We start from the raw sequence: 17951 nt of genomic DNA on the forward strand, positions 1-17951 counted from the left end.
CAGAGAGGAGGCAGTTACCCGCCTCACAGACAGGGTTACATCTACGGGGTAATGTCGCTACGACTGGGTCGTCGCCAGATAAGAGAAGGCACTGAGCAGGCTGATTAACGTCGCCATTTTCTCCGCCCGATAGCCGACGGTGACACCGTCAAGACGCGTGACGCCGGGGATCAGGCAGAACAGATCGGCCAGCACCGGTCTGCTGGCCTGCAGCCGCATCGCGTAGGGTGCCGTCAGGCGGGTCGTGCTCACCTGAGGCTGATGCTGCAATGCGGTGCGTGCCGCGGCAGCAATCGCACGCTGCGCGGCGTGAGGGCTGATCGATTCCGCGCAGGTGTGAGAAATGGCGCGTTTGACACAGACGTAATCGACCGTCGGGTAGTGTTCCGCTATCCAGCCCTGCAGCTGATCGTCGCCCGTCACCAGCAGCAGTGGCGTGCCCTGCTCAGCCGCGGCGGCGGCGTAGATATCGGTTTCGCCCATCACCAGACCATTGATATGGATACGCCAGAATGCCCGGCCGTTGATGGTATGCGCCAGCACGCCGGGTTCACCCGCGGCGCTGTGATAGCCCACCAGAAATAAGCCGTCGAACTGCTGCTGTTCAATGCCTTCCACCATCGACAGCCCGCGAGGTTTGCCCTGCACCAGCCGGGCACGGGAATCGATATTTTCCGCCCGCAGGTTGGTCATCCGGGCATGGCTGTCTGCAACCACCACGTCCGTGGCGCCGCCCGCGAAAGCGCCCTCAATCGCAGCATTGACTTCCTGCTCCATCAGCCCCCGGGCCAGTTGGTACTCCGGGTTGCCTGGGGTGCACTGCTCCGGGCACATAACGCCCGCGATGCCTTCGATATCGGCAGAGATAAAAATTTTCATGAGGTTAACCTGTCCAGTATCTGAGTCAGTGAGGGCCGATGATGACCCCGAAAGCCGGTCACGGCCTCCGCGCTCAACAGGGCGTCCAGTACAGCCTGTTCGGTGGCATCGGCCGCGGCGGCAAGCAGCGGCTCCAGCTGCTCCTCCTGTGGCGGTTGCGGCAGCGGTTGCGTTGAAAACGCCACCGCAATGTCGCCCGAGCCGTGGCCCCAGTGGCTGCCCAGCCGTCCCAGGCCGGCACCGGCGCGCTTCGCGAGGCGCTTTAACTGTCGCGCCTCCAGCGGCGCATCCGTTGCCATGATGATGATGACAGAACCGGCATCGCGCTGCGGCGTGTGGCCTGGCAGCAGCGGCGCAATCATCTCACCGGCCCGCACGCCATCGAGCGTCAGGGCCTCCAGGGCACCAAAATTGGCCAGCACCAGCACGCCAAGCGTGGCGCTGAGCGAGGGGATCAGCCGCGAAGCGGTGCCGATCCCCCCTTTCAGGCTGAAACAGCTCATGCCGCGTCCGGCCCCGACGCTGCCGCGCGCGAAGTCGGCTGAGGCGGTCTGCAGGGCCGTCTGCGCCATCGCCTCGCTGACAGCCAGTGCCTGAATATCGTTGAGCCAGCCATCGTTACACTCCAGCGCCAGGGGATTGACCGTTGGCAGCGTTCGCCCCAGCTCCGGGTTGCGACGGATGGCATCCCGTACCAGCGTGGTAAACAGCGTGCCGACCGCCAGCGTGTTGCTGAGCAGAATTGGCGTCTGCAGCACGCCAAGCTCCTCGATCTGAACCAGCCCGACCGGTTTGGCAAACCCGTTCAGGACCTCTGCCCCGCACGGCAGCGGCGTCAGAAACAGATTGTCCCCCGGCGGCACGATAGCGGTGACGCCTGTCTGCGTCTCTCCTGCACTCAGCGTAGAGTGGCCCACCCGCACGCCCGTCACATCGCTGATGCGATTAGTGGCTCCGCAGGCGCTGCGCGGCTGACCCAGCTGACGCGTCTCACGCCAGCGCTCCAGCAGCAGCGTGCGCTGCACATGTTGAAAATCCATCGTCAGCCCTTGAGTTTGGGATCGAGGGTGTCGCGCAGCGCATCCCCAAGCAGATTAAAGGCTAGCACGGTCAGAAAGATCGCCAGCCCCGGAAAGACGCTCATGTGCCAGGCCCCGGCCATCATCATGCTGCGGCTCATCGCCAGAATATTGCCCCATTCAGGCACGTCAGGTTCCGGGCCTAGTCCGATAAAGCTCAGGCCCGCCGCCGTGAGAATACTGGTGCCAATGCGCATGGTGAAATAGACAATCACGCTGGAAAGCGTGCCGGGCAGAATATGCCGCAGAATAATCACCCGGTCTGGCGCACCGGCGCAGCGCACCGCCTCAACATACGCCGCCTGTCGCAGTGAAAGCGTCGAAGCACGCACGATGCGGGCAAAGACCGGTACGCTGAACACCGCGACCGCGATGATGACATTGTTCAGGCCCGTTCCCAGCAGCGCCACCACTGCGATGGCCAGCAGCATACCGGGAAAGGCGAACAGCACGTCGGCGCCGCGCATAATCAGCATATCGATCCAGCGGCCATAGTAGCCGGCCAGTAAACCCAGAATCACCCCGGCAATCATGCCCAGCGTGACCGACAGCACCCCAACATAGAGCGAGATGCGGGCGCCGTAAATAATCCGGCTCAGCAGGTCACGCCCCAGCTCGTCGGTCCCCATCCAGTGGGCGGCCGTAGGCGGCGACGATAATGCCATCCAGTCCGGTGCCATCGGGTCCCAGGGGGCCAGCCAGGGCGCAAAGAGGGCGACCACAATCAGCAGCAGCACAAATCCGCCCGACACCAGCGCCAGGGGATTACGCACAAAGGCGTGCAGGAAGTCGCGCCAGGGTGAACGAATGATCTGTGGCGGATTTTCAGTCAGTGTTGACGAACTCATCTCGGCTCCTGTCGCAGACGAATGGCCGGATTGACGACTGCATAGAGCAGATCGACCAGCAGGTTAATCACGATAAATTCAAACACGAACAGCATCACCAGCGCCTGAATGACCGGCTGGTCCTGCGCCTTGATTGACTCAATCAGTAACCAGCCCAGACCAGGCCAGTTGAAGACGCTCTCCACGACGATAGAGCCCCCCAGCAGAAAACCGAACTGCAGGCCCAGCATGGTGATCACCGGGATGAGTGCGTTGCGCATCACATGTTTCCACGTCACCAGCCGTTTTCGCAGCCCTTTCGCTTTTGCGGTGCGCACGTAATCTTCCTGCGCCACTTCAAGAAAGGCCGAACGGGTAAAGCGCGCCATCACGGCCGCCACCGACGATCCCAGGGTGATGGCAGGCAGGACAATATCGCTGGCCCTGTTAAAGCCGCTGACCGAAAAGAGTCCAGAGGGCATCGCGACGAACTGGATCAGCAGCAACCCCAGCCAGAAGGCGGGCATGGAGATGCCGCCGACGGCCACGCTCATCAATGTCCAGTCCTGCCATTTCCCCCGTTTCAGCGCCGCCAGAACGCCGAAGAGCAGGCCGAGGATCACGGACCAGGTAAACCCTGCGAGGGCGAGCCACAGTGTCGGCATGAATCCCTGCGCGATCACCTGCCGCACCGGTTGCTGCGTGCGGTAGGTGATGCCGAGATCGCCCTGCAGCAGGCTGCCGACCCAGTGGAGATACTGCTGCGGCAGCGGATCGTTCAGCCCGAGATGCTGACGTGCCGCCTCTACCGCCTCGATGGGCGCATCCGGTCCGGCATAGATGCGCGCCGGATCGCCCGGCAGCAGCTTGATAAAACCGAAAACCAGCAGCGAGACCACCAGCAAAACCGGGATCATCTCGAGCAATCGGCGAAGGATGTATGCAAACATGCGATTCCCTGAAACAGAGGTGCGAAGGGCCTTTCCACGCCCCTCTCCCGCATGGGGTCAGGGACGTGGAGGAAGAAATCGTCTTATTTAAAGGACGCCTGAGTGAATATGAGATTGCCATCAGGCAGCATAGAAACGCCGCTCAGGTTGCTGCGCTTGCCCACCAGGCTGTCTGGCGTGCCAAGAAAGGCCACCGGTGCCGCTTTCCATAACGCCGTCTGGGCCTGCGCATAGGCGATGCCACGCTTCGCCGCATCGGCCGTCACCAGCCCGGCGGCGATCGCTTTGTCCACTTCCGGGTTGCTGAAGTAGGAGACATTATAGGAGGTCGGCACCCAGGACTCGGTGGCAAACAGCGGGCGCAGCGCCCAGTCCGCATCGCCGGTAGAGGTCGACCAGCCGCCATAATAGAGGTCAAACTCCGCCATTTTTGGATCCTTTACGCCCCACAATTTTGCATTGCGCGTTCCCGAATCCATCGGTGTAACCGTGGCACGAATACCCACCGCAGCCAGCTGTGCCTTCAGCACCTGACCGGCTCGCACGGCGGCCGTGGCATTGGTGACCCAGAGCTTGAGATCAAGCCCCTGCGGATAGCCTGCCGCTTTCAGCAGGGCTTTGGCCTTATCGGGTGCATAGTGGTAATCGGGGTCGGTTTGTTTCTGATAGAACTGTACCCCTTCCGGCATAGCCGAGGTAGCCGGTTTGCCCAGACCGGCAAAGGCCACTTTCAGCCACAGATTACGGTCAATCGCATAGTTGATGGCCTGACGCACGCGAACATCCGCCAGCGGCTTATGCTGCGTGTTCATCGCCATGTAATAGAGATAGATGCTCGGATCGCGCTGCACCGACAGATGGCTGTCCTGCTGCACCGCCGCAATGAGGTCGGACGGCAGTGGCCAGATGGCATCCACCTGCCCCGATTTTAAAGCCGCAACGCGTGTCGCATCTTCCGGACTTGGCGAGAAGATCACCTGGTCGACTTTCGGCCACCCCGCCTGCCAGTAACCCGCATACTTCGCCATCGTCACGGCTTTGCCCGGTTTCCAGTCGACAAATTTAAACGGACCGGTTCCCACCGGATGCAGCCGGAGCTGGGCTTCGTCCGGGTATTGCTTCAGGATCGCCGGGCTCCACATCACCGCTGAGGGGTGCGCCAGCGTGTTAATAAAAGCCCCGAACGACTGATTCAGGTCGATTCTGACCTGGTCAGGTGCCAGTACCGTAACCCTGTCGATCATTTTGTAGAGGCTGTTGCGCTTCAGCCCTTTTTTCTGGTCAGCCAGACGATCGAGGTTGGCTTTGACGGCTTCCGCGTCAAAAGGGGTGCCATCCTGGAAGGTGACGCCCTTGCGCAGCGTCAGGGTAAATTCGGTCGCGCTCTCATTGGCGGTATAACCGGTCGCCAGCCAGGGTTGCAGCTTCATCTGCGGATCAAACTGGAACAGGCGTTCAAAGATACCGCTCTGTACGGAGTAGCTGATGTTATCCGAAGTGTCGTGCGGGTCCAGCCCCGTGATATCGGCATACATGGAGATACGCAGATCCTGCGCCTGCGCAGCAGAGACCAGCATCGTCGTCAGGGCGAAGGCGAGTGAGGTACGGCGAAAAATGGGTTTCATGAAATCTCCTGGTCGTTGAGGATTATCGCAATGCAATGCCGTCAGCGACCCAGTGCTGAGGCGCAACCTGTCGATAACGGGGCTTAGTGACCGTTTCGCCCACCTTACGTAACGGCGAAGGGATCTCGCTGTCATCGACAAGGCGGGGCTGACGGTTCTCAGGATCGGCTACCGGCACGGAGGCCAGCAGACGCTGGGTATAGGGGTGCTGCGGATGATTAAATACCGACTGGCGCGGTCCCAGTTCCACAATCTGGCCGAGGTACATCACCACCACGCGATTCGCAATGCGCTCTACCACTGCCATATCGTGAGAGATAAAGATCCACGCCACGCCGGTCTGCTGCTGGAGGTCCATCATCAGATTGACCACCTGCGCCTGAATTGAGACGTCGAGGGCTGAGACCGCCTCGTCGGCGATAATGACTTTCGGCTTCAGTGCCATGGCGCGGGCGATGGCAATCCGCTGACGCTGCCCGCCCGAAAATTCGTGCGGATAGCGACGCGCATGCTCCGGCAGCAGGCCGACGCTCTTCAGTAACGCATCGATCTGCGGCGAAGCCTCCTCCAGCGATTTCACGATGCCGTGCAGGAGCAACGGCTCGGCGATGGTAAAGCCCACGGTCAGGCGGGGATTCAGTGAGGCGTAGGGATCCTGAAAGACCATCTGAATTTCACGGCGGAGCGGCTGGAATGCCGCCTCTTTCAGGTCGGAGATCTCTCTTCCCTCAAAGTGAATGCTTTCGGCCTCACTGCTGATGAGCCGCATCAGTGCGCGTCCGGTGGTCGATTTGCCGCAGCCGCTTTCACCTACGATGGCCAGGGTTTCACCGGGCCACAGCGTGAAATCAATCTGCTCGACCGCATGCACATGGTGCGTCAGGCTCGATAAGATGCCGCTGCGGATCGGGTAATAGACTTTCAACCCGCGCACATCGAGCAGCGGCGCCACGTCATAGCGCGCGGTCTGCTGTTCGCGTTGCAGCGCGTCGCGGGCACCCGGCAGAGGAAAACGTTGCGGCCAGTTGTGCTCCCGCATATCACCGAGTCTGGGCACGGCCGCCAGTAATGCTTTGGTATAAGCGTGCTGCGGAGCGGCAAAAATCTCAGAGACGGTGCCCTGCTCGATGACTTCGCCGCGCAGCATCACCACTACCCGATCGGCGATTTCTGCCACCACGCCCATATCATGAGTGATAAACAGCACCGCCATCTGTTTCTCGCGTTGCAGTTCCCGCAGGATATGCAGAATACGCGCCTGCACGGTGACATCCAGCGCGGTGGTCGGCTCGTCGGCGATCAGGAGCTGCGGGTCACAGGCCAGCGCCTGCGCAATCATGACACGCTGCCGCATCCCACCGGACAGCGAGTGCGGATAGCTTTTCATGACGCGATCCACATCGGCGATACGCACCTGTCGCAACAGTTCATGCACGCGCGCCTGAGCCTCTTTTCTGCTGCACTGCTGGTGATCGCGTAACGCTTCGGTCAGCTGATCGTCAATGCGCAGCACCGGATTCAGCGAGGTCATGGGCTCCTGAAAGATCATTGCCATTTCACGGCCCCGTAACGCGCGACGCTGATTCTCATCCAGCGTTTCCAGCGCATGCACGTTTCCACTGCGATCGCGAAACTGCATGCTGCCGCGATCGACACGGCCGCCGTTTGCCAGTAAGCCCATCACCGCCAGCGACGTGACAGATTTACCGGAGCCGCTTTCGCCTACCACGGCGACAATCTCACCCGGGTTGATGGCAAAACTGATCCCCCTGAGAGCCTGATTCTCACCGCTGCGTCCCCGAAACGAGACGCTGAGATCCTGAATCGCCAGCACGGGAGAGGCAGAGGCTGTGCGCGCTGCAGAAGAGGTAAGTCGTGTGTCCGTCATCGTCGCCTCGCAAAGTTATAGCCAGATGCGGCCCTGGGAGTAGCTCAAAAAAGGAGAACTGTCGGCGGCCAGCCAGATGGGGCCATCCAGGTCGATGAACTCCGCATTAACCGCGACGGGCAAGGCGGCCTCCATCGCCAGTGACGAACCCAGCATGCAGCCAACCATAATGCGCATATTCTGCGCCCGGGCCGCCTCCACCATCGCCAGCGCTTCGGTCAGGCCCCCGCACTTATCGAGTTTGATGTTGACCATCTCGTAACGATCGCGCAGTTCCGCAATATCCGCCCGCGTATGACAACTCTCATCGGCACAGACCGGGATGGGATGCTTAAAGCGTTGCAGGTCATGATCCTGTCCGGCGGGCAGCGGTTGCTCCACCATCGCGATGCTGAAGGCCTTCAGTGCCACCAGCAGGCTCTCCAGGTCCAGCCCCGACCAGGCTTCATTGGCATCGATAATGAGCGTGGCGCGCGGTGCCACCGCACGGATCGCGGCGACCTTTTCCAGAACCGCATCGCGGTCGAGCTTAATCTTGAGCAGGATGGCCCCGCGTGAGACGGCCTCTGCCGCCGCGAGCGCCATATTTTCCTGCGTGTCGAGGCTGAGGGTTTCGGCCGTCACCACCGACGGTGGCTGATGGCACTGGCTCTTCTGCCACAGCGTCTGATGCGTCCGTGCGGCGTCGAGTCGCCATAGCGCACAGTCCAGCACGTTGCGCGCGGCGCCGGCGGGTAAGCGCTGTTGCAGATCGTCATGGCTCAGGCCCGCCTCCACGTCAGCACGCACGGCTTCAAGCATCGCCTGCACGCTTTCCGGCGTCTCACCGTAGCGGGCCGTCGGAGTGCATTCTCCCTGCCCGATGAACCCGTTTTGCTCCAGGGTGACCCGGATGACCGTCACGGCGGTTCGGGTTCCACGAGAGATGGCAAAGGGGCGCGCCAGCGGCAAAGCCACCACATCGATCTGCATCGTTCTCATTTCAGCCACGCTCCTGAAGCAGCGCGGCAATCCCGTCGATACCAAAACGCACAGGATCGGTTGCCGGCAGGCCAAACTCAGCGGTGATTTCAGCGCAATACGCGAGCGCCTCTTCTTCGCTGTAATTTGAGGTGTTAATCGCAAAGCCTGCGAGCTGTACCGACTCACTGGTCACCTGCGCGGCGCGCAGATTGGCTTCAACGCACTCCTTCAGGCTGACCATCGGCTGGTGGGGCAAATGACGCATATGCGGGCGTCCCATTTCATGACACATGACCAGCCAGTGCGGTTGCGCGCCGTGCATCAGCCCCATACTCACGCCTGCATAAGAGGGATGGAACAGTGAGCCCTGCCCTTCGACGATGTCCCAGTGGTCCGCGTCATTCGCGGGTGACAGCGCTTCTGCCGCGCCGGCAATAAAATCCGCGATGACCGCATCCACAGCAATGCCCTCACCCGCGACCAGAATGCCGGTCTGGCCCGTAGCGCGAAAATCAGCTTTCATGCCGCGTGCACGCATCGCTGCTTCCAGCGCCAGGGAGGTGTACATCTTGCCCACTGAGCAGTCCGTGCCCACTGTCAGGATGCGCTTACCTGAACGCTTCTTGCCGCTGCCAACATTAAGCGCCGGACGCATATGGCGCAGGTCAAACAGCGCAACACCCGAAGCCTGCGCAAGCGCGACCAGCTCCGGTTCGTCCACCAGACGGTGGTGCAGACCACTGGCCACATTCATGCCTGCTTTAATGGCACTTTTAATGGTTTCCAGCCAGTGCGCAGGCAGATAGCCCCCTGCGTTGGCGGTGCCCAGCACCAGCGTTTTTGCGCCACGCGCTTTGGCGCCGGGAACATCCAGTTCATCCAGACCCAGACTGACTGTGCAGCCCGGCAGTTTGATTTCGCCAACGCACTGCTCCGGCCGCCAGATATGAATACCGCGCGCCGTTTTTGCCGCAAGGGGATCGGTCACATCGCCAAGAAAGAGTAAATAGGGTTGTGGAATTAGCATGTTGTCTCTCGTTTCAGCCAAAAGATCAGGTTCTGAAACCACTATTTCATGCGGTGTGAAAGGTGACGAATGCTTGTTTAGCAGGAGGGTATAACGGCAGGTTATAGTCAGAGGTAAGAGTGATGATACGTGGATAAATCCGGCGGAAGTGAGCGTCAGAGGGACTTAAACCGGGAGCGGGTCATAGGAAAAGGAGATGTTTGGGGCAGGCGTTTTGGATGGCGATTGGAAGGAGAAAGAACTTTCTCACCCGGGGCACTGGCGAGTGCATGAATGGCGGATGCCAGCGCCCCTGTCAGGCTGAGTCAGTGCTACAAAAAATCACTTACCTGACACAGAGGGAGCGGAATCACTCTGTTTCTTCCGGCGCGAGATTAAATAGCGTTTCTGCCATTGAGAGGATTCTGTCTTTTTGTACTATCTTCTCAACCCATTCCTGAGGTATACCTGACAGTCCATACAATGCGCCCGCTAACTGGCCTGCCGTCGCCGCTACGCTATCTGCATCATCAGCAAGATTTGCCGCCAGTAAAATGGCATCTTTGAAATTGTCTGTATGCCAGACGGCCCATAATGCTGCTTCCAGGGTGTCGATAACGTAACCGGAGGAGCGAATTTGGCCACGATGCTTTTCTTTATATTCACCGGCATTGATGATCAGAACTCTTACCATTAAAGACATTTTATGAGGCGCGAAGGCTTCATTTTTACCATAACCCATTAAAAGATAATGCAGGATGGCATTCAGATACTGGCAGCTATTGATTGATTCCGGAGCAGAGTGTGTAGCCCTGCTCTGAATAGCGGCATCTCTCCAGCCATCAATGAAAGATTTCCGTCTGAAAATAGCGACAGGGGCATGACGAATCAGGGCAGCATTCCCTGCGCTTTCAGGAGAGGCGTTGCCTGTCCAGTCTGACCCATGCCTGATAACCTGTTCAAGCGCATAACGGGTTGCATTACCAATATCGAAACAAACGCCATTCGAACTATTGTGGCCAGATTGATACCACTGGATTAATTTATCCCTGAAAAAAGCAGTGTCGCAGCTTTTCTGTTCAATGTACGTTTCTGCCAGACAGAGCGCCATTGACGTATCATCGGTCCATTCACCCGCCTTCAGCCTGAATGGGCCACCGCCAACCATATCGTTGATGTGAGAATTGTCGCGAGTCTGGAATTCCAGCGTGGTTCCCACTGCATCACCAACAGCGAGTCCCATGAGTAAACCTTTGGCTTTATCTAAAGCCTCAGCGTCCGTTAATCTTTGGTTAACTGTCTGCATCCACTCAGGTTTCGCTGGCTTTTCATCGGGCATCGGCTGATGTTCGTAAGCCATCCTGTTTCTGAGTTGAGGCGAAATTTCAGGAAGTAAATGGGCATATTTACGGGCGTAAATATTAAGGTCAAAATCCGGCAATCTGAGGTCGATCATATAAAGTCCTTAATCATACCTTAAAGAGAAATGCGCTCTATTTCAAAGCGATTTCCTTTTTTTTCAACTGGTTGAGTTGTTTATGATGTATTTCATTGTGGATTGCTACAATTCTCATCCGGCAGCGGACCTAAATCAACAGTAGTCTTTTGGCTTTATTTATCCTTTCCATCCATGATGTTTAGTGCCGCAAGGCATTACAATGCCAGCCTGTTAATTTATCCGGACACATCGTTCCACTGCCCCGTTTCTGAAACTAAAATCTTTCCATGAACGATAACGGAAAGAGTATTGATGACGTTATTGATAAGATAACTTGCATCATGATTCCGAAACATATAAGTAAGCACGGGGCAAGAAAGTTTACCGCAGTCACTTTCTATTGATTCACCTCTTAACCGGACTATCGCTCCGTCTGACTTCCTGACACCTTCGTAACTTACATCATTGCAATCAGAATCGGACATAATGAGTGGGGTTATTTTAATCCTGAAGTGCGTTGTTTCGAAATAGCGTGATTTCATGCTGTGCTTTTTCTGCGGATTCTTACAGGCTGATGACATCTTTTTATCAAAACGCTGTGCCCAGCGAGCAATATCCTCCTGCATACTGCTCTTTTCTGGTGCGTTAGTGGCATAACGCACTTCATTGTTTTCAGGCGATAACCACGCAGCATAAATTTCACCATCAGGCTGTATAACAAACGCTGAAGCCTGTACAAGGTAAAGGTCCTTCAACCACCCCTCAGCGAATAACCCGCCCTTTTTAGTTTTATGAGGTTCACCAAATACATCAAAACTCTGACTAAATTCGCTATAGTCTTTGCCCAGCACGGATTTCAGGCTGGAAATAACCGCTTGGTTATCTAAGATAGTGGGAATTTTGGCCAAACTGTTGTACTGAGATAGTGCCCAGGAGTTATCAGAAGCTATAGCACCGGTTGTGATACATGAAAAAATAATCAAAAATATTTCTTTTCTAAAGGAACTCACCGTTACCTGCCTGAATAAATATATTGGCCGACATTATCTTTGTAACCCTCTAAATTGTAAAACTATAGTTATGATATCAGAGTGCGTACCTTTTAAAGCCATCACCAAATCCCATTCTTATTTCAACAAATCTCAGCAATGCTCCGAATAAAATATTTACTAAGTCAAGATAAAATTCCATTGCAATAATTTCAGCCAACGACTGAATGAAAAAAACAAACAACAAAAATGCTTAATGCTGCATTGCCACTTAAAACCAGGCACATAGGAATGTCCAATGTGGCAATCACAGATTTGCATTCAAATTAGTTAATATTGAATCGAGCGGCGAAGCACAATAAAATCAAGCAGTTAATGACGCAAACCACTTCGCTTCATATTGATCTTGCTCAGATGGATCGGATGCTAACCCCTCATTTTCATAGTCGAATATATTAACTAAGTTTTCTCTACGCGCTGGAACGCCTAAAGTCGTTTCATAAGCACTCAACCCTTTGGTCATTTGCCTTGTCATTCTCGAAGGGATGACATTAACTTTAGCACCTTTGCAATAATAAACTATTTGCTTATCTAACTCTCTTATTTTTTTAAAGCACTCAAAAAAATCCTCACCGTCAGCATTTAACTGGCATTTATTTCCAATATAAACACTCATAGCGCATTTGTTATCAGATATCAGGTGAACCTCAACATCATGCACTATACCATCAGACATACAGGTTAAATTTATTTTTTTTAAACTCAAGTTACCCCCCCAAAAAATTTATAAAACTGAATCCTACAAAACTACCATCCCCGTTCACCGGAGTAACCCCTAAAATATCTTTACTTGAGATCCCACCGGGAACAGCCATTTCAACCTCATCAGGGAACGGAGTATCTTTACCCAACGCTTTGTTAACATCAATGGCGTTTTGTTGTGCTCGAATAGCATAAACAAAGCCTTTTTGTTCATCTCGTGCAGCAAAATTTTGCGCTACCTCTATATCGGATGATGTGCTGACGAAATGACTCGGTGGTGATCTGTTATCTCTGGCATGTAAAAGAAGATCTAAACTATCGCCAAGGGGTTTAAATCCTTCGCGAAAAATAACATTTGGTGCCCTTTTATCACCCCGATATAAAAAACCCGTTTCACACTTACTCAACCCCCACGGATCCACCCAACCCAGCGCATTCGGCGCATACTGGTAAAGGTTGATCCCGCCCGCCAGCCCTATCGGGTCCTGCTGGGTAAACCGTCCACTGTCCGGGTCATAGTAACGAAACAGATTGTAGTGCAGTCCGGTTTCACGATCCAGGTACTGGCCCTGCATACGCAGGTTCTGCTGCACGGCAGGCAGCCGCTGGCTGGACTCACGCAGCAGTTTGCCCCACGGGCTGTTGATCCCTTCCCAGGCTTTTTGCCCTTCCGCGTCAGTCAGCAGTTCCGGCATCCCGTTGGCTGCATTATGGAACCAGTAAATTTCCGGGCTTTCCACACCATCAATACGGGCCAGCGGTTCATAGCTCTGGCTGTCGCTGTAAACGTAGGTCAGGGGAGTGCCGTCGTGGATCTCCTGCAGCAGACGATAACCTTCCCACACGAAGCGCGTCGTTGCGGCGTTACCAGATGGTCTTCCCTGTAACAGCTGCTGGCTGGTTTTACTGATGCGACGTCCCAGCGGATCATAACGGAAACTCACCTTCGTGCGTGGCTTGTTACGGTCCCGCGGCTCGCTGATCACCTCTGTCAGGCGATGCTCACCATCGTAGCGATAGCGCCAGCGGGTCTGGCCGTCATCTTTCTCAGTGGTGCGGCCATGAATGTCATACTGCCAGCGGATACCGTTCAGTTCAGTGACGCGGTTATGCATGACGTGGGCAGCACTATGGCGATCCAGCGGATTGCCTGCGCCATCCCAGCGCCACTGCTCATTACCCGGCTGCGCACCATCCTGGGACAACAGCCGGCCGGCGTTATCGTAGTGCCATAACGTCTGGCTGAACGGATTATCGTCACGCTCTTCGCGGATCAGGTTGTTACCGTAATCGAAGTCGCGCCGGCGGGACAAGACGCGCGGCGCAGGTCGCTGTGCTTCACCCCTGAACACGTCACGGCGGCGCAGTCTGCCTGAGCGGTCATATTCACTGCGCATGGTCAGGCCGCCCTGCGTGCGGCTCAGTTCCCGGTGCAGGGTGTCACGGGTAAACTCGGTGACCGGCAGATTGTCCAGTGCGATGCTCAGCAAATGGCCGCTACCGTAATAAAGCTGCTTCAGGTTGCGACCATCCGGCAGGGTTAAGGCCTTGCAGTTACCCAGCGCGTCATACGCCCACGCCAGTTCGCCCTGCTCCCCCTGTTCAGCAACGATGCGGCCCAGCGCATCATATTTAAAGGTAATCTCCTGCTCAGCCTGCTGGCTCCACTCGGTGTCAGACAGCGGCAGATGCTGCGACACTTTATCGAGCTGGCCGACACCGCTGTAGTGGTAGCGCGTCTGACCCTCCGGCGTGGTTCGCGCCAGCAGTTGCCCCGCGCGGCTCCAGTGGTAATGATGGGTGATGGCCTGAGGATGGCCGGCGGCAAAGGTACGCGATAGCGTGCGGCCCGCCGCGTCATAGTCGTATCGCGTGGCAACACCATCCAGTCCCACCTGAGCCAGCAACAGAGAGTCTGCGCCCCATTCGAACTGGTACTGCTCACCGTTCTCGTTTTTCAGCGCCGTTAGGCGGCCACGGCTGTCCCAGCTTCGCTGAACCGTCTCACCCTGTGCGTTGCGGTTGGCGATCAGTCGTCCGACATTGTCGTAACGGAATTCACTGCGGTTGCCATCCGCCGACTCATGGGCCAGCGGCAGGCCGTTTTCACTCCAGTGCAGTCGCTCTTCCCAGCCCTCTGCGCGCTCCAGCTGAAGAGGACGGCCTGCGGCGTCATAGTGATAACGGGTTTCTTCACCATCCGGCGCAATGACACAGCTGAGCCAGCCCAGAGGATGATAACGGTAGCGCGTGGTCAGCCCTGAACAGTCGGTTTCACGGATAACCTGTCCGGCATCGTTAAACTCCCGGCGAAAGCTGTTACCTGCTGCGTCGATCTCCTCGACAACCAGCCCGGATTCATCCCGCTTATAGAGCGTGCTTTGCCCGAGCGCATCAACGACGCGCTCAAGACCGTGATGGGGGTCGTAATAGTATTTCGTCGTGGAACCATCCGCTCCGGCAACCACGGTGGGCAGCGCACGATGTGACAGCCATTGCACCGCCTGCACACCGCCGTCAGCATCTTTCTCTTCAACGCGGTTGCCCAGATCGTCATAGGTGAAACTCACCGCGTTGCCCAGCGGATCGATGCGGCGCGTCAGGAGTTCGTTTTCATCCCACTCATAGCGCCACTTCTCGCCCCGCTCATCGATGAAACAGGTGATGAGACCCGCGGCGTTCCAGTGGTGTTCGCGCTGCTGACCGTCATAGGTCGACACGCGCGTGATACCCGCCTCGAGATCGTAATGCATGCGGCAGCCGTCACCGCTATTGGTGCGGTTCTCAACCACGCGCCAGTGATCCAGCTTCTGCCAGCGGTATTCACTTTCCAGCCCGCCGGGCAGCTGATGCCAGACCATCAGTCCGTCGACGTTGTAACGGAACCGGCGGGTAACAACGCCTGCCGCATCGGTCACGCTGGCAAGCTGGCCCTGTTGGCTGTAGGTCCAGCGCGTCAGAGGCCAGTGCTGCTCGCCATCAAAATGGCTGGCTGACGTCGGTCGCCGCGGATGCTGTCTGTCGTCGTAGTGCAGCGTGACGTCAATCGCCAGCGGCGCGTCATGGATACGCACCAGACGGGCCTGTTCATCCCAGCCCGTCTCCAGCGCGTTGCCGTACTCGTCGCTGAGTGACGCCAGCCGCAGCACCTGCGGATTGGCGGCCGTGCGCCGGTAAAGTCGCCATACCGCACCGTCGTCATCGGCAATAGCGATATCGCCAGTCTCGCTGCGCCGCACCATCAGCCCTTCGCTGATGCTGTAGAGCACCTCTTTTTCACCGGGAACGTCAAAGCTCAGCTCGCGCCCGTTGTCGTCAAACCAGGTTGCCCGGTTGCCTTCCAGCGTCAGATAGCTGTCAAACACCGTGGCCCAGCCCTGACCGAACAGACCTGCGCGCTGAGTCAGGCTGTTATAGCTGCGCTGAAAACTGAGCGGGAAACGGCCGGGAAGAGAGAAATCGCGTTCGGCATCATCATTAAGGACCTTGACGCCGGTTGCGGCATGAACCGGGAATAGCGATGAGAAGGCGGCGTTGATGGACATATCCGCCATCATGCCTCCCGCCGCACCGGCCAGCGCACAGGGCATATTTTTCAGGATCTGGCTGGGGCGACCGCGTATGAGCGAAAGGCCGATCATCATGACCGCGAGACCCGGCACCTTGCCACTTTTGATCTCTCTGACCGTAACGGTTTCACCCCCGATGATGACATTGGGAGAAACAGCATCACTTACCGTGGCATCACAGGTCGTTTTGTCCTTTGCCCGCACCGCAGGCTGGCCATTGATAAAAACGCTTTTCGAACCCTGAGCCAGATACTGCGGCGCACTGTGTTTTTCACAGGCCACTTTATCCTGCTCAAGCGGAGAGCTCCCCGCATCGGCGGAGGCGACCGTGGGCTGCCACATAGCACTGCCGAACTGGCCCACCGCAGAGAGCAGCATGCCGCCGTAGTCCGCGAAGCTCTGCGGTGATTGCGGTTCCGGTGGCGGTGTCTCATCCGGCGTCATCATCCCGGCCGCGCGTGCGGCCATAAGACCATTCACGCGTACGTTGTCTGAACCGCTGGCGATCACTCCGGCGGGTGAAGGCGGGAATATCATGTCGCCCAGCCCCTCTGCCGCTTCAGAGATGTCGTCCGACAGGCCCGCAGCATTGGCTAACACACCGCCAATGATGCCGCTGAGCAGACAGCTGGAACCGATAGCGGCAACCCCGGCCGCCGCCATGCCGGCGCCCAGTAAAGGCGCAGCCAGTGTTGCCGCCGCTCCTACCGCAGCCCCGATGACGGCATAAGCCGCCCCTTCAGCCACAACACTGGTGATATCAGCGAAAATGCTGGAATGAATGATCTCGTCGCCCACGCGGGCCGCATGGTTATCCATAAGTTAATCTTTCCGTGGCGTATTCAGACTCAGGCTTTGTTTGAAAGCCTGCCAGCGCTGACCGTCTTCCTCATTGAATGGGCGCATCGCGGAGAGCGTAAAAATCATAAAGATGTTCGACTCAGGAACCTGTGCAGCCAGCTGTTTCTGCCACACCTGTTGTCCGTTACGATCAAACAGGGTTTCAACTTCTGTCGCAGGTAAGGTGTTATTCACACCGGCCATCACAGGAATAAATTCACTCTGCTGAATGTGCCCCATCTGGCTCCGCAATGTGTCCCACTGACGCTGAAATTCTTTTTCTGCATCACTGCCTTCTGCAATAACACCACGACTCACCACCCACGCCAGTCCACTGGCCTCATCGCGCAGAATGTTCATGGTGTTGTCCTGCCAGGCAGCAGGAAAAAGCGCAAAAGCGCCCTCATTGAATTGGTAATGCATAATAGATATCCATATGGGGGAAGTGAAAATGGGTTGATACTTAGAGCAGAGGGACTAACTATTTATTTGCATTATAATCGGGTGCGATACCCGCGTGTGTTTCAACTAATCGGAATTTTTCGACCCAGCCATTGGCCTGATTTCCGTCATTAGCCACATACATTACGCTGTAATATTTTCCATATTCAACGTAAGCATATAACTTATCACCAGGCACCACAAAAACGTCTTTCTCTGCACAACGCCCATCAGGTGCAGAATAAAATTGTAGCCGTCCTGACCCATCCACTTTGTAGACATTATCTGTATTATCGAGACGCACGCCTTTTGCATTGGCGTTGCTAGCCTTCTGTTGACAAAAATTATTTGCAGAGGATATCAGTGGAAATAAAATCACTGAAATGCATAAGACTTTAATCATTTTAACCCGTCATGAATTCTATTGGGAAAACTATAAACATCACCAAACTTATCACGCTAATAAATAGCTTCACAACTCCACTTGATTAATTAGTTATCACCGTTTCACCATGCTAACCAAACTGTTATTTTATAGAATTATTCAACTCGCCAGATGGCATGCTGTTATATATCTACAATATGGCATTGAGTGAACATGGCATTTATTTCATTGACTTATATTTCGCAAGAGTAAGCAATTAAAACTGATGTTGAGCATGGTATCTCTCAACCGAGAATTAATATTTAAAATC

At 56.1% G+C, this 17951-nt stretch carries 14 protein-coding genes; all 14 read right to left on the reverse strand.

Annotation, left to right across the window (positions count from 1 at the left end; translation table 11 throughout):
* Window positions 1–57: 57 nt before the first annotated feature.
* Window positions 58–879 carry a M55 family metallopeptidase gene (locus tag OJ965_RS13355; RefSeq protein ID WP_046101681.1) on the reverse strand — a complete coding sequence of 274 codons (822 nt, stop codon included), beginning with the start codon at window positions 877–879 and terminating at the stop codon, window positions 58–60.
* Window positions 876–1919: a DmpA family aminopeptidase gene (locus OJ965_RS13360; protein ID WP_265136281.1), complete on the reverse strand. Its 1044-nt coding sequence runs from the start codon at window positions 1917–1919 to the stop codon at window positions 876–878. Before OJ965_RS13360 ends, OJ965_RS13355 begins: the two co-directional genes overlap by 4 nt.
* A gap of 2 nt (window positions 1920–1921) precedes the next feature.
* On the reverse strand, window positions 1922–2806 hold the full coding sequence (locus OJ965_RS13365; protein WP_154928086.1) for an ABC transporter permease subunit: 885 nt from the start codon (window positions 2804–2806) through the stop codon (window positions 1922–1924).
* Window positions 2803–3735 carry an ABC transporter permease gene (locus OJ965_RS13370; RefSeq protein WP_154928085.1) on the reverse strand — a complete coding sequence of 311 codons (933 nt, stop codon included), beginning with the start codon at window positions 3733–3735 and terminating at the stop codon, window positions 2803–2805. The genes OJ965_RS13365 and OJ965_RS13370 overlap by 4 nt, the downstream gene beginning before the upstream one ends.
* 83 nt (window positions 3736–3818) lie before the next feature.
* Window positions 3819–5360, reverse strand: a complete 1542-nt coding sequence (locus OJ965_RS13375; protein ID WP_265136284.1) for a glutathione ABC transporter substrate-binding protein — start codon at window positions 5358–5360, stop codon at window positions 3819–3821.
* 22 nt (window positions 5361–5382) lie between these two features.
* Window positions 5383–7248 (reverse strand): ABC transporter ATP-binding protein, encoded by a 1866-nt coding sequence (locus OJ965_RS13380; RefSeq protein ID WP_265136286.1) that lies wholly within the window; start codon window positions 7246–7248, stop codon window positions 5383–5385.
* A gap of 15 nt (window positions 7249–7263) precedes the next feature.
* Window positions 7264–8229: an N-acetyl-D-Glu racemase DgcA gene (gene dgcA / locus OJ965_RS13385; RefSeq protein WP_265136288.1), complete on the reverse strand. Its 966-nt coding sequence runs from the start codon at window positions 8227–8229 to the stop codon at window positions 7264–7266.
* A 1-nt stretch (window position 8230) separates the two neighbouring features.
* Entirely contained in the window at window positions 8231–9238 is a 1008-nt protein-coding gene (dgcN, locus tag OJ965_RS13390) for an N-acetyltransferase DgcN (protein ID WP_154928081.1), read from the reverse strand.
* Between the two features lie 349 nt (window positions 9239–9587).
* The gene (tri1, locus tag OJ965_RS13395) at window positions 9588–10673 is read right to left on the reverse strand and encodes an ADP-ribosylarginine hydrolase Tri1 (protein WP_265136292.1); all 1086 of its coding nucleotides are present in this window, start codon (window positions 10671–10673) and stop codon (window positions 9588–9590) included.
* A gap of 218 nt (window positions 10674–10891) precedes the next feature.
* Entirely contained in the window at window positions 10892–11665 is a 774-nt protein-coding gene (locus OJ965_RS13400) for a hypothetical protein (protein WP_265136294.1), read from the reverse strand.
* 343 nt (window positions 11666–12008) lie between these two features.
* Window positions 12009–12410 carry a hypothetical protein gene (locus tag OJ965_RS13405; RefSeq protein ID WP_265136296.1) on the reverse strand — a complete coding sequence of 134 codons (402 nt, stop codon included), beginning with the start codon at window positions 12408–12410 and terminating at the stop codon, window positions 12009–12011.
* A 1-nt stretch (window position 12411) separates the two neighbouring features.
* Window positions 12412–16794 (reverse strand): RHS repeat-associated core domain-containing protein, encoded by a 4383-nt coding sequence (locus OJ965_RS13410; protein ID WP_265136298.1) that lies wholly within the window; start codon window positions 16792–16794, stop codon window positions 12412–12414.
* A gap of 3 nt (window positions 16795–16797) precedes the next feature.
* Entirely contained in the window at window positions 16798–17238 is a 441-nt protein-coding gene (locus OJ965_RS13415) for a DUF1795 domain-containing protein (protein ID WP_265136299.1), read from the reverse strand.
* A 58-nt stretch (window positions 17239–17296) separates the two neighbouring features.
* Window positions 17297–17659 (reverse strand): hypothetical protein, encoded by a 363-nt coding sequence (locus tag OJ965_RS13420; protein WP_265136301.1) that lies wholly within the window; start codon window positions 17657–17659, stop codon window positions 17297–17299.
* Window positions 17660–17951 lie beyond the last annotated feature (292 nt).

This window comes from Pantoea anthophila (genome assembly GCF_026104315.1).
GTDB classification, from domain to species: domain Bacteria; phylum Pseudomonadota; class Gammaproteobacteria; order Enterobacterales; family Enterobacteriaceae; genus Pantoea; species Pantoea anthophila.